Annotated in this window: 11 protein-coding genes and 1 pseudogene; 8 read left to right on the forward strand and 4 right to left on the reverse strand. The window is 59.0% G+C overall.

Features of this window, described 5'->3' with window-relative positions:
* Positions 1–542: pseudogene (locus tag AAAB16_RS05340) on the reverse strand (sensor histidine kinase); the annotation flags it as partial.
* Positions 543–824: 282 nt separating this feature from the next.
* Between AAAB16_RS05340 and AAAB16_RS05345 the strand changes: the two are divergent.
* The 7 genes from AAAB16_RS05345 to AAAB16_RS05375 all read left to right on the forward strand — a co-directional run bounded on the left by AAAB16_RS05345 (position 825) and on the right by AAAB16_RS05375 (position 9,445).
* Positions 825–1,538, forward strand: a complete 714-nt coding sequence (locus AAAB16_RS05345) for an SIMPL domain-containing protein (protein ID WP_340662405.1) — start codon at positions 825–827, stop codon at positions 1,536–1,538.
* Positions 1,539–1,862: 324 nt separating this feature from the next.
* On the forward strand, positions 1,863–3,464 hold the full coding sequence (locus AAAB16_RS05350; protein ID WP_340662406.1) for an ABC transporter substrate-binding protein: 1,602 nt from the start codon (positions 1,863–1,865) through the stop codon (positions 3,462–3,464).
* 53 nt (positions 3,465–3,517) lie between these two features.
* A complete protein-coding gene (locus AAAB16_RS05355; RefSeq protein WP_340662407.1) occupies positions 3,518–5,131 on the forward strand; it encodes an ABC transporter substrate-binding protein in 1,614 nt (537 codons plus the stop codon).
* A gap of 410 nt (positions 5,132–5,541) precedes the next feature.
* Complete coding sequence (locus AAAB16_RS05360) at positions 5,542–6,552, forward strand: ABC transporter permease subunit (RefSeq protein ID WP_108096139.1); 1,011 nt, start codon at positions 5,542–5,544, stop codon at positions 6,550–6,552.
* A 13-nt stretch (positions 6,553–6,565) separates the two neighbouring features.
* Positions 6,566–7,471: an ABC transporter permease subunit gene (locus AAAB16_RS05365; RefSeq protein ID WP_340662408.1), complete on the forward strand. Its 906-nt coding sequence runs from the start codon at positions 6,566–6,568 to the stop codon at positions 7,469–7,471.
* 10 nt (positions 7,472–7,481) lie between these two features.
* Positions 7,482–8,474, forward strand: coding sequence for an oligopeptide/dipeptide ABC transporter ATP-binding protein (locus AAAB16_RS05370; RefSeq protein WP_340662409.1), 993 nt, complete (start codon positions 7,482–7,484; stop codon positions 8,472–8,474).
* Positions 8,471–9,445, forward strand: a complete 975-nt coding sequence (locus AAAB16_RS05375) for a peptide ABC transporter ATP-binding protein (protein ID WP_340662410.1) — start codon at positions 8,471–8,473, stop codon at positions 9,443–9,445. The genes AAAB16_RS05370 and AAAB16_RS05375 overlap by 4 nt, the downstream gene beginning before the upstream one ends.
* A gap of 138 nt (positions 9,446–9,583) precedes the next feature.
* Here AAAB16_RS05375 and yjiA read toward each other — a convergent pair whose 3' ends face one another.
* The 3 genes from yjiA to AAAB16_RS05390 form a co-directional block, all read right to left on the reverse strand.
* Complete coding sequence (gene yjiA / locus AAAB16_RS05380) at positions 9,584–10,558, reverse strand: GTPase (protein WP_340662411.1); 975 nt, start codon at positions 10,556–10,558, stop codon at positions 9,584–9,586.
* 75 nt (positions 10,559–10,633) lie between these two features.
* The gene (locus tag AAAB16_RS05385; RefSeq protein ID WP_110617340.1) at positions 10,634–10,837 is read right to left on the reverse strand and encodes a YbdD/YjiX family protein; all 204 of its coding nucleotides are present in this window, start codon (positions 10,835–10,837) and stop codon (positions 10,634–10,636) included.
* Between the two features lie 50 nt (positions 10,838–10,887).
* A complete protein-coding gene (locus tag AAAB16_RS05390; RefSeq protein WP_340662412.1) occupies positions 10,888–12,954 on the reverse strand; it encodes a carbon starvation CstA family protein in 2,067 nt (688 codons plus the stop codon).
* Between the two features lie 380 nt (positions 12,955–13,334).
* Here AAAB16_RS05390 and AAAB16_RS05395 point away from each other — a divergent pair.
* A partial coding sequence (locus AAAB16_RS05395) for a POTRA domain-containing protein (protein ID WP_340662413.1) occupies positions 13,335–13,830 on the forward strand: 496 nt, incomplete at its 3' end.

Raw genomic sequence — 13,830 nt, forward strand, 5'->3', positions numbered from 1 at the left:
ATCTTCACCACAAAGAAAGTAATAAACGCCGCCGACAGGGCGAAGTTCAGCCACATGCCAAACAAGTGCAGGCTGATCAGCATCGCTTCGTGCTGCACGCCGTGCAGGTGCAGGGGGTGATACCAAATCAACAGCGCGGTGTAGCCGGTCAGCGCCAGGCCGCTCAAAAACATCGAATACAGCCACGGCAGGGTCGCGGCGGCGATGGTCAGTGGCACCAGATAATAGGAAACAAAGGGATTGGTCGAACCGCCGGAGTAATACAACAGCATGCTGTGGATTAGCAGATCGCACGCCAACTGCACCGCGTACTCAAGCTCCGTCACCGGCCAAGGGCCACGCAAACGCAGCGCCGTAAACATACATAACACCGCCGAACAGACCAACGTCAGGCACAACGGCAACCACGGCAGCGGCAGCAGATCCATCAAATAGGCAACGCCCACCGAACTGGCTTGCGCCGCCAGCACCAACACACGGATCAGACTCAGCCGCCACAGATTCTGGCGACTAGCAGACAGCAACAACACGGGAGCGAGCATGAGCTCTCCTAATGAGTGCTCCAAATGACGGGCGAGTATAACCAGCGGTGCGACAAACAGTGCCAACTGCGGCAACGGGCCGCACAGCGTTTATCGAAGCAAGCCTTGGTGGCGTGTGGGCAAACAGTGCGCAGGCGTTGCGCGAAAGGTAAACAGCAAAAGCCGGTGCGCACAGCACACCCTACGGGCACCCACGTACGTTGCTGGCGACGTGACGGAACCGCCGCTGTAACGCTAGAGTCTTAGCCTTGAAGTTCCCCCCTGCCCGAACAAGGAGTTCGCATGTCTTCCCTCAGCCGTCTTACCGCAGCTATTGCCCTGTGCTCGGCCACCCTGGTCAGCCTGCCAAGCGTTGCCGACGACGCCCGCTACAACCAGGTCGCCCTGCGTGCCGAAGTCAGCCAGGACGTCGCCCACGACCTGATGAACGTCACCCTCTACACCGAAACGCAAAACAGCGACCCGGCCAAACTCGCCGCCGACACCAGCGAAACCCTGAACATCGCCATTGAACGCGCGCGTCAGGCCAAGGGTGTTAGCGTCAAACTCGGCAGCCGCAACAGCTACCCGATCTACGACAACAACGGCCAGCAAATCACCGGCTGGCGTGAGCGCGGTGAAATCCGTCTGGAAAGTGCCGACTTTGCGGCGCTGTCCAAACTCACTGCCGACCTGCTGAAAGACCTGAAGATGGGCAATATGGACTTCGCCATCTCCAACGCCACCCGCAAGAAAAGTGAAGATGAGCTGCTCAAAGAAGCCGTCGCCGCCTTTAAAGCCCGCGCCGATATCGCCACCGCCGCAGTCGGTGGCAAGAGCTACAAACTGGTCAGCCTGAACCTCAACAGCGCCGGTTTCCAACCGATTCGACCGATGCGTATGGACGCCATGGCTTCCTCGATGATGTCGAAATCAGCCGCGCCGCAAGAGATTGAATCGGGCACCAGCGAAGTGACCGTAGCCGCCGACGGCGTGATTGAAGTGCAGATGCCGTAACGGCTCTTCTCTACCGTAGGGTGTGCTGTGCGCACCAACAATTACCGTGTGTACGCTATGGTGCGCATAGCACACCCTACGAGTCTTTCGTTCCCCTTTAGTGCTCCGTTCAGAAGCACTCGCCCCCCTGTTTCATTACCCCGCCTTCCTCGACCACTCGGTCATCCTGCGCAGAGTTACAAAAACGCGACATCCGCAGACGATACCGTCACAGCTTCTACACTCTTTGCCTTATGCAGCTTGCAGTGGGCATGTGCCCTGCATAGTTTCCATGGAATCGGCCCAACAGGCCGAGCTGAATAACGACAACAACTTGAGGCCACCATGCATAAGAAAGTTGCCCTTCCTCTGGTACTCGCAAGCGGATTGCTCGCCAGCGCCCCCTTCGCCCAAGCCGCCAGCACCCTGGTGTTTTGTTCCGAAGGCAGCCCTGCCGGCTTTGATGCCGCGCAGTACACCGCCGGCACTGAGTTCGATGCCGCCGCCGAAACCATTTTCAACCGCCTGACTCAATTCGAGCGTGGCGGCACCGCCGTAGTACCGGGCCTGGCCACCAGTTGGGACGTTACCCCCGATGGCCTCACCTACACCTTCCACCTGCGCGAAGGGGTGAAGTTCCATACCACCGAGTACTTCAAGCCAACCCGCGAGTTCAACGCCGACGACGTGCTGTTCACCTTTGAACGCATGATGAACAAGGACCATCCGTTCCGTAAGGCATACCCCACTGAGTTCCCGTACTTCACCGACATGGGCATGGACACCAACATCGCCAAGTTGGAGAAAGTCGACGCCAAGACCGTGAAATTCACCCTGGCCAACGTCGACGCCGCGTTTATCCAGAACCTGGCCATGAGCTTTGCCGATATCCAGTCCGCCGAGTACGGCGACAAGCTGATGAAAGAAGGCAAAGCCGCCGACATCAACCAGAAGCCCATCGGCACTGGCCCGTTCGTGTTCAAGCGTTATCAGAAAGACGCGCAGATCCGTTACACCGGCAACAAGGAATACTGGAAGCCGGAAGACGTGAAGATCGACAACCTGATCTTCTCCATCGTCACCGACGCCTCGGTACGTATGCAGAAACTCAAGGCCAACGAGTGCCAGATCACCCTCAACCCACGCCCGGCTGACCTCGATTCGCTGAAGAAAGACCCGAACATTGTTATGCCGGAACAAGCCGGTTTTAACGACGGCTATATCGCCTACAACGTGCAGCACAAGCCGTTGGACCAGCTGAAAGTGCGTCAGGCACTGGATATGGCAGTCAACAAAAAAGCCATCATCGACGCGGTGTACCAGAGCGCCGGCCAGTTGGCCGTAAACGGCATGCCGCCGACCCAATGGTCGTATGACGAAACCATCAAAGACCCGGCCTTCGATCCGGAAAAAGCCAAGGCCTTGCTTAAAGAAGCAGGCGTGGCCGAAGGCACCGAGATCAGCCTGTGGGCCATGCCCGTTCAGCGCCCGTACAACCCCAACGCCAAGCTGATGGCCGAAATGCTCCAGTCGGACTGGGCCAAGGTCGGTATCAAAGCCAAGATCGTCACCTACGAGTGGGGCGAGTACCTCAAGCGCGCCAAAGCCGGTGAACACGACACCATGCTGATTGGCTGGAGCGGCGACAACGGTGATCCGGACAACTGGCTGGGCACCCTGTACGGCTGCGATGCGGTAGACGGCAACAACTACTCCAAGTGGTGTGACGCCGACTACGACAAAGCCATCAAGGCCGCTAAGCGCACCACCGATCAAGCCAAGCGCACTGAGCTGTACAAGCAGGCGCAGCAGATCCTCAAGGCGCAGGTGCCAATCACCCCAATCGCCCACTCGACTGTTTATCAGCCGATGCGCAAAACCGTTAAGGACTTCAAGATCAGCCCATTCGCGCTGAACTCGTTCTACGGCGTTAGCGTAGAGAAGTAAGTAACCTGAAACCGCCTGGGCAGCCCCAGGCGGTTTTTTATTGGGGGGCCGTTATGACTGTTTGGAAATGCCGTTTCCTGCTCTGCGCCCTGTTTGTTCCTCTGAGTTTCCCCACCCTTGCCACCGCCGCCGAACAAACCCTGGTGGTGTGCAGCGAAGCCAGCCCCGAAGGCTTCGATATCGTTCAATACACCGCGGCGACCACTGCCGATGCGTCATCTGAAACAGTGTTTGATCGCCTGATCAATTTCGCCCCTGGCAGCACCGAACTGACGCCGGGGTTAGCCGAACGCTGGGACATCAGCGACGACGGCCTGACCTACACCTTGCACCTGCGAACGGGTGTGAAGTTTCACCGCAACCAGGCGTTTACGCCGACCCGCGAATTTAATGCCGAGGATGTGCTCTGGAGTTTCCAGCGCCAGCTCGACCCAGGGCACCCTTGGCACAAGCTGGCCAGCCGGGGCTTTCCCTATGCTGAATCCATGGGCATGGCCGCTTTGATTAAGCGTATTGAAGCGCCCGATGCGCATACCGTGGTGTTTACCCTTACGCATCCGGAAGCACCATTTCTCGCCGACCTGGCCATGGGTTTTGCCTCCATCTATAGCGCCGAGTACGCCAGCCAATTACTGGCCAGCGGTAAAACCGAACTGCTCAATAGCCAGCCGATTGGCACCGGACCGTTTGTGTTTGAGCGCTACAGCAAAGATGCGCAAATCCGCTTCCGGGGTAACCCGGATTATTGGGATGGGGCACCGAGACTGGCGCGGCTGATTTTCGCCGTTACCCCCGACCCCAATGTGCGTTTGCAGCGGCTAAAGGCCGATGACTGCCAAGTGGCTGTGTACCCACGGCCCACCGATATTCCCGCTCTGCGTAACGAGCCCGACCTCAAGGTGCTGGAGCTGGATTCACTGCTGATCGCCTACCTGGGCATCAACACCCGCCATCCGCCGCTGGACGATGTGCGCGTGCGCCAGGCGATCAATATGGCCTTCGACAAAGCCGTGTATGTGCGCGCGCAATTTGGCGAAGGCGGCGCCAGCCCGGCCATGGCGCCCTACCCACCGACCTTGTGGGGCAACGACCCGACGATTCAGGACTGGCCCCATGACCTCGCCCGCGCTAAGCAATTGCTCAAAGACGCTGGCCAGGATAAGGGCTTTAACCTGACCATCTGGACCCGCCCCGGCGGCGGCCCAACCAACCCCAACCCCGGCATTGGCGCTCAGCTGTTGCAGGACGACCTCGCCAAGCTCGGCATCAACGCGACTATCCGCGTGTACGAATGGGGCGAATTGCTTAAGCGCGCCAAGAACGGCGAGCACGATCTGATTTTTATGGGCTGGGCCGGCGACAACGGCGACCCGGATAACTTCCTCACCCCCAACCTCTCCTGCGCCGCCGCCAAAGCCGGCGAGAACCAGGCCGGCTGGTGCAATAAACAGTTCGACAGCTTGATTACTAAGGCCCGTGGCATCAGCGACCAAACCCAGCGCGCCGACCTGTATCGCCAAGCCCTGAGAATTTTCCATGAGCAAGCGCCGTGGATTCCCCTGGCCCACCCCAAGCAGTTCAGCGTGATTCGTAACAATGTGCAGGGTTTTGTCCTTAGCCCCATGGGTTCGAATAACTTCGCCAAGGTCGAGCGCCGGGCCCCTTGAAAGAAACGGCGAGGAAAAATCGGAAAAGATCGGGGAACAGGGCTTATTTCTTGCGGTTCCCATGGGGATAACGGGCGAATCAGATAAGTTTTTGACGCCTATGCTTAGTTTTGCCAAGCCGGAAAACGGCGAAAATTGCATCAACGTTCGAATACAGCCTGACGGCACGCGCGACGGGACTGAACCGCCCGCAGCTCCAGGGCTCTATGTGAAATCATCTTGCGGTTCAAAGGGGTCGCCCCCCAACCGCAGGTTTTACCGTGATGAGCAGGCTGCACCCTCAGCCTGCTGCAAACCACTTCGCCACCACCCAAGCGAAGCCAATAAAAAACGCCCGGCGCTGCTAAACCGTTGCGCAGCCGGGCAATGCCTAACCGGCTGATGACAGAGATGAGGAGTTACACCCCGCGATGCTCACTTTCATTGCCCGACGATTGGGGTTACTGATCCCCACGTTTTTCGGCATCACCTTGCTGACCTTTTCCCTGATTCGCCTGATCCCTGGTGACCCGGTAGAAGTGATGATGGGTGAGCGCCGCGTAGACCCGGTGATGCATGCCGAAGCGCTGGAGCGCCTGGGCCTGAACAAGCCGCTCTACGAGCAGTACCTCAACTACATTGGCGACCTGGCCCAGGGCAACCTTGGCGAATCGCTGCGCACCCGCGAAAGCGTGTGGCATGAGTTTCTCACCCTGTTTCCCGCCACCCTCGAGTTGTCCCTGGCAGCGCTGTTGTTTGCCGGCACGTTAGGGCTGTTGGCGGGCGTGATTGCGGCGTTAAAGCGCGGCTCGTTATTCGACCACGGGGTGATGGGCATTTCGCTGGCGGGCTATTCCATGCCGATTTTCTGGTGGGGCTTGCTGCTGATTATGTTTTTCTCCGTAGGCTTGGGCTGGACCCCGGTGTCCGGGCGCATCGACCTGCTTTACGACATCGAACCGAAAACCGGTTTTATGCTGATCGACACCCTGCTCAGCGATGAAGAAGGCGCCTTTGTCGACGCCCTGCGCCACCTGATTTTGCCGGCTATTGTGCTGGGCACTATCCCGCTGGCTGTGATCGCGCGCATGACCCGTTCGGCCATGCTTGAAGTGCTGCGTGAAGACTATGTGCGTACCGCGCGGGCCAAAGGCCTGTCGCCAAGCCGGGTGATTTTTGTCCACGGTTTGCGCAATGCGCTGATTCCGGTACTGACCGTGTTTGGCCTGCAAGTCGGCGCGCTGCTGGCCGGTGCGGTGCTTACCGAAACCATTTTTTCCTGGCCGGGCATTGGCAAGTGGCTGATCGAGTCGATTGGCGCGCGCGACTACCCGGTGGTGCAGAACGGCATCCTGTTGATTGCCTGCCTGGTGATTCTGGTCAACTTCGTCGTGGATATCCTCTACGGCCTGGCCAACCCGCGCATTCGCCATCAACGTTAAGGGAGGCCTGACTATGACTACTGCAACTCCATTGGCCGACCCGAGCACGCTCTATCCGTCGCCTTTGAAAGAATTCTGGCAGCACTTTGCGCGCAACAAAGGCGCCGTGGCTGGCCTGCTGTTTATGCTCCTGATTGTGTTCTGCGCGCTGTTCGCACCGTGGGTAGCGCCCCATGACCCGAGCGAGCAGTTTCGCGACAACCTGCTGACCCCGCCTTCGTGGCTGCAAGACGGCAATATCCAATTCCTGCTGGGCACCGATGAACTCGGTCGCGACCTGCTCTCGCGCTTGATTCACGGCGCGCGTCTGTCGCTGATGATTGGCTTGGCCTCGGTGCTGATGTCGCTGATTCCGGGAATTTTCCTCGGCTTGGTCGGCGGCTTTTTCCCGCGCATTCTCGGCCCCACCATCATGCGCGTGATGGACGTGATGCTGGCCTTGCCCTCGTTGCTGCTGGCGGTGGCCATTGTTGCCATCCTCGGCCCTGGCCTGATCAATACCGTGATCGCCATTGCCGTGGTGTCGTTGCCCTCCTATGTGCGCCTGACCCGCGCGGCGGTGATGGGCGAGCTCAATCGTGACTACGTAACAGCGGCACGCCTGGCTGGCGCCGGTTTGTTCCGCCTGATGTTTATCACCGTGCTGCCCAACTGCATGGCGCCGTTGATTGTGCAGGCGACCTTGAGTTTTTCCTCGGCGATTCTCGATGCGGCCGCTTTGGGCTTCCTGGGCCTGGGCGTGCAACCGCCGACGCCTGAGTGGGGCACCATGCTGGCTTCGGCGCGTGATTACATTGAGCGCGCCTGGTGGGTGGTGAGCCTGCCGGGGCTGACCATTTTGCTCAGCGTGCTGGCAATCAACCTGATGGGCGATGGGTTGCGCGATGCGCTCGACCCGAAACTCAAGAATGCCGTTTGAGGAGCCTGTCATGAGCCTGCTGAATATAAAAAACCTGAGCGTGCGCTTCGGCGACGCCAATGCGGTACCCGTGGTCGATGGCCTCGACCTGAGTGTGGAAAAGGGCGAAGTGCTGGCGATTGTTGGCGAGTCAGGTTCCGGCAAGTCGGTGACCATGATGGCGCTGATGGGCCTGATCGATGCCCCCGGCATTATCAAGGCCGACGCCTTGAGCTTTGATGGCAACGACATGCTTATGCTCAAAGGTCGGGCGCGGCGCAAGATCGTCGGCAAGGATTTGGCCATGGTCTTTCAAGACCCAATGACCGCGCTTAACCCCAGCTACACCGTCGGTTTTCAGATTGAAGAAGTGATTCGCCAGCACCTGGGCCTGTCCGGCAAAGCGGCACGGCAACGTGCGCTGGAGCTGCTCGAGCGGGTGGAAATTCCCGGCGCAGCCAGCCGCCTGAACGCCTACCCGCATCAACTCTCTGGCGGTATGAGCCAGCGCGTGGCGATTGCCATGGCCATTGCCGGCGAACCAAAACTGCTGATCGCCGACGAACCGACCACGGCCTTGGACGTGACCATCCAGGCACAGATCATGGACCTGCTGCTCGACCTGCAACGCGACCAGAATATGGCCCTGGTACTGATCACCCACGACCTCGCCGTGGTCGCCGAAACCGCTAACCGCGTGTGCGTGATGTATGCCGGGCAAGCGGTGGAAGTCGGCCAGGTGCCGGCACTATTCGACGCCCCAGCGCACCCCTACACCGAAGCGCTATTAGCGGCAATTCCCGAGCACAGCCAGGGCGCCAAACGCCTGGCCACGTTGCCTGGGATTGTGCCCGGCCGCTACGACCGACCACAGGGTTGCCTGCTCTCACCGCGCTGCCCGTATGTGCAGCAGAAATGCCGCGATGTGCGACCAACGCTGGACCCAAGTGCGTTGGGCGAAGTGCGGTGTTTCTTCCCGCTTAACCAGCCAGCCCCGTTGGCCAACCAGGAGCCAGCACGATGAGTGTGGTACTGACTGCTCGCGACCTAACCCGTCACTACGAAGTGTCCCGTGGCCTGTTTAAAGGTCACGCCTTGGTGCGCGCGCTGAATGGCGTGTCGTTTGAATTACAGGCCGGCAAAACCCTGGCAGTGGTGGGTGAGTCGGGCTGCGGTAAATCGACCCTGGCCCGCGCCCTGACCTTGATTGAGGAGCCCTCCTCCGGCTCGCTGCAGATTGGCGGCCAGGAAGTGAATGGCGCCAGCAAGGCCGAGCGCAAGCAACTGCGCCGCGATGTGCAGATGGTGTTTCAAAGCCCGTATGCCTCGCTGAATCCTCGACAGAAAGTCGGTGACCAGTTGGCCGAGCCGCTGGTGATCAACACCAACCTGTCGCGCAGCGAACGCCGGGAAAAAGTGCAGGCGATGATGCAGCAAGTGGGGCTGCGCCCCGAGCATTACCAGCGCTACCCGCATATGTTTTCCGGTGGGCAGCGCCAGCGTATCGCCCTGGCGCGGGCGATGATGCTCAACCCGAAAGTGCTGGTGGCCGATGAGCCAACCTCGGCGCTGGACGTATCGATTCAGGCCCAGGTGCTCAACCTGTTTATGGACCTGCAAGCCGAGTTCAACACCGCGTATGTGTTTATCAGCCACAACCTGGCGGTGGTGCAGCATGTGGCTGATGACGTGTTGGTGATGTACCTCGGCCGCCCGGCGGAAATGGGGCCCAAGGAAAAGATTTACGCCAAGCCGCTGCACCCCTACACCCAGGCGTTGCTGTCGGCGACCCCGACCATTCACCCGGACCCGCTCAAGCCGAAAATCAAGATTGTTGGCGAATTGCCTAACCCGCTAAACCCACCAAGCGGCTGCGCCTTCCACAAACGCTGCCCGCATGCCACCGAGCGCTGCAGTACCGAGGAGCCACAGTTGCGCGTGCTGGATGAGCGGCAAGTGGCTTGCCACCATGCTGAGGTGATTAACGGGCTGTAAGACCCGGTGCGCACCAGCGCGTATGTCACGCCATCGCCTGGTGCGCATAGCCCACCCTACAAAGCAAACGGCCCGTAGGGTGGGCTGTGCGCACCAGCCCATTTACCGGCGTACAACGTGCGCGAATCGGCACGCCGACTAGGCGGCCACCTCAGCAAAGCCGGCGCGAATCTGCTCTTCGGGTAGTTGGTCGCCAATAAACACAATCACGCTTTCACGCACATCGCCATCTGCCCACTCGCGGTCCCAGTCAAAACCGTACAAGCGCAGCACGCCTTGGAACACCATACGGCGTTCATCCCCGGCGATATCCAGCACGCCTTTGTAGCGCAGCAGCGAATTGCCATGCTCTTCCAACAGGCCTTCCATAAAGGCGCTGAGTTTGTCGATATCCAACGGCTTATCGCTTTTCAGCACCAGGGTGCCGATGCGGTCCGGGCTGGCGGCGGCAGTTAATGGCCGCAGACTGATGGTCGGTGAAATATCGGCATTCAGGTTAAAACCGCGCACATCCAGCAGCTCAGCCAAATCAATACGGCCATGCTCCACCAGCCGAATCGGCGCACGGCGGTTGATGCGCGCCAAGCGCTGTTCCAGGGCAGTGAAATGGGCGTCGTCAACCAAGTCGCGCTTGCTCACCAAAATGCGGTCGGCAAAACCTACCTGCGCCTGGGCAATGGGTTCGGCCAGGTGGCGCTCGGCGTTGGCGGCGTCCACCAGGGTGATAATGCCGTCGAGCACATAGCGCTCGCACAGCTCTTCATCGGCGAAAAAGGTTTGTGCCACCGGCGCCGGGTCGGCCAGGCCGGTGCACTCAATCACCAAGCGGTCGAAGGCCAGCTCGCCGCTGTCGAGGCGGTCGAGCAGCAGGTACAGGGCCTTTTCCAGCTCAACATGAATGGAGCAGCACACACAGCCGTTGGCCAGGGTCATCACTTGCACCGGCTCGGTGCCGAGTAGCTCGCCATCAATCGGTGTTTCGCTGAACTCGTTTTCGATCACCGCAATCTTCAAGCCGTGTTCGGCCTTGAGGATATGGCGCAGCAACGTGGTTTTGCCGGCGCCGAGAAAACCGCTGAGTACGGTGACGGGGATGGGTTGGGCTACTGCCATAAATAAACCTTGAAAGTCTGGAACCGAAAATAAACGCGCCACGACGAGCGTGGCGCGAGGGTCTGACTGGAGCTATCAGCAGCAGCGAATCGGCCGCCCCTTGCCACCACCGTAACGGGCTTCCTGACGCTCGCGGAAAAACTCCTCGTAGGTCATCACCGGTTTGTCGGGGTGTTTGTTGCCCATGTGCTCGACGTAGTTGTCGTAGTCAGGCATGCCTACCAGCATGCGCGCGGCCTGCCCCAGGTATTTGCCCATGCGACTCAGGTCATTGAACATGGCGTTTTCCTCGATAAGGCGGGCCGGCATAACACCGGCCCGCGCCACACTTAAATGTGCGGGATAGGTTCGAACGGCGTTTCTTTGTCGGTGCGCTGCGGGCTTACCCACGCCGCGCGGCCAACCTTGATCGCGTAGAACAGCACGCTAAATACCACGAACAGAAACAGCACCGTAAGGGTGGCGTTGGTGTAGGCGTTAAAGATCACGTGCTGCATTTGCTCGGCGTCTTTGGCCGGGGCAATCACCTGCCCGGCTGCCAACGCATCGCTGTATTTGCGACCCAGGGCGACAAAACCTACCGCCGGGTTGCTATCGAACAGCTTGATCAGGCCAGCGGTGGTGGTGCAAATCAGCAGCCAGGCAGCCGGAATAATGGTCACCCAGGCGTACTGCTGGCGCTTCATTTTGATCAGCACCACGGTGCCCAGCATCAGGGCGATGCCGGCGAGCATCTGGTTGGAGATACCAAACAGCGGCCACAAGGTATTGATGCCGCCCAGCGGGTCGACCACGCCTTGGTACAGCAGCCAGCCCCACATCGCCACACAACCGCCCGTGGCGATGATGTTGGCCACCCAGGAGTCGGTTTTCTTCAAGGCCGGCACAAAGTTGCCGAGCAGGTCTTGCAGCATAAAGCGTCCCGCGCGGGTACCGGCATCCACCGCCGTGAGGATAAACAGCGCCTCAAACAGAATCGCGAAGTGGTACCAGAAGGCCATGGTGTTTTCACCCGGCAGCACCTGATGGAGGATCTGTGCAATACCCACCGCGAGCGTCGGCGCACCACCGGCACGCGCCAGAATGGTGGTTTCACCGATATCTCGCGCGGTGGCTTCCAACGCCTCCGGCGTAATCAGGAAACCCCAACTGCTGACAGTTGCCGCCACGGACGCCACGTCTGCACCCACCACCGCGGGTGGGCTGTTCATGGCGAAGTACACGCCCGGCTCAATCACCGACGCAGCCACCATCGCCATGATGGCGACGAAGGACTCCATCAGCATGCCGCCGTAACCGATATAGCGCGCGTGGGATTCGTTAGCCAACAGCTTGGGCGTGGTGCCGGAAGAAATCAGCGCGTGGAAGCCCGATACCGCACCGCAGGCAATGGTGATGAACAGGAACGGAAACAGACCGCCCTTCCACACCGGCCCGGTGCCGTCGACAAACTGGGTGAGCGCCGGCATTTTCAGGTCAGGGTTGACCACCAAAATGCCAATGGCCAAGGCGATGATGGTGCCGATTTTCAGAAAGGTGGAAAGGTAATCACGCGGGGCCAGCAGCAGCCACACCGGCAATACCGACGCCACGGCGCCATAACCGATCAGCATCCAGGTGATTTGAATACCGTTAAAGGTAAACACCGGCGCCCATTCCGGGCTGGCGGCTACCTGGCCACCAAGCCAGATCGAACCGAGCAACAGCACCAGGCCGACGATGGAAATCTCGCCAATGCGGCCCGGGCGCACATAGCGCATATACAAGCCCATCAGCATCGCAATCGGAATGGTCGCCATCACGGTGAACATGCCCCATGGGCTGGAAGCCAAGGCTTTCACCACGATCAGCGCCAACACCGCGAGGATGATGATCATGATCAGGAAGGCGCCAAACAGCGCAATGGTGCCGGGCACCTGGCCCATTTCTTCGCGCACCAGCTCACCCAGCGAGCGGCCGTTACGGCGCGTGGAAATAAACAGCACCATAAAGTCCTGCACCGCACCGGCGAGAATCACCCCCGCGATCAGCCAGAGCGTGCCAGGCAGATAGCCCATCTGCGCAGCCAGTACCGGACCGACCAGCGGCCCGGCGCCGGCGATAGCAGCAAAGTGATGGCCAAAGAGGATGTGTTTGTTGGTCGGCACATAGTCCAGACCGTCATTGTTTAATACAGCGGGGGTGGCCCGGTTAGGGTCCAGTTGCATCACCTTATTGGCGATAAACAAACTGTAGTAGCGGTACGCAACCAGATAGAGCGCCACAGCGGCCACTACTATCCACAACGCGTTAATCGCTTCACCGCGGCGTAAAGCCACGACACCCAAGGCACCCGCGCCCACTACTGCCAACACTGCCCAGGGCAGGTGGCGTAAGACGCTATTGTTATTGTTCATGGAAAACTCCGAATGGATGGACGTACAAGCGGCCTTTCGAGCTTAGACGTTTCTGTGCCGCACGGCATCCGACATTGGTCTAGTTGGACTTAACGCAAACAGCTTTGTGGAACTTTAGTACTGACTCTCTTTGCCCATGCAGCGTATCGCGAATATCCAGGCTTACCTTGCTGCAACGCCGGCTCTCGCCTCCCCAGCAACCACCCGCCAAACAACACTATGCGCCTGCTCTTACGGCTTGATGGAAACATATAGGCAGATAACTTTATCAGAACTTACACCCACGTAAGCCAGAACCTACATTGTTGACCGAAGCAAATTATATAAAAAGTTTTTTATCAAATTAAAAATAGGAGTTTATTTCACGCACAAATTAAACCATGAAAACAAGTACAACAAGCAAAAGCACTAACGCCGCCAAACGCCCTCTTTTACAAGCAGCAGTAAAGTCGGCACTGTTAAGCGCAGCCACGGGCTTGTTGTGCACCTGCGTCCACGCACAAGAAGGGCAACCTCCGGTTAGCCCCTTTGACCGGGAAATCGACCTACAAAATAAACAACGTCAGCAGGAAGAAATAAATCGTCAACTGGACAAAAATCGTCGCGGTTCGGTATTACAACCAGCGCCAGGGCCTACTCCCGCCCCCGAGCAAATTCCGCAAGAAGCCGGACCCAAATTTCTTATCCACAAAATAGATATCGATACCGGCGAATTTGCCAGTTTGGCCGTCGACGCGGACGACATTCTAGCCGCCTACCAGAACCGTGAACTTGGCAGCCCGGAGCTTTTTGCTCTTATCCGCGATTTAACCAACCGCTATGCCGAGAAAGGCTATTCAACAACCACCATCAGCCTGCTACCAAAAAACATAAAAC

It is taken from the genome of Pseudomonas sp. (genome assembly GCF_037994325.1).
Lineage (GTDB): Bacteria > Pseudomonadota > Gammaproteobacteria > Pseudomonadales > Pseudomonadaceae > Aquipseudomonas.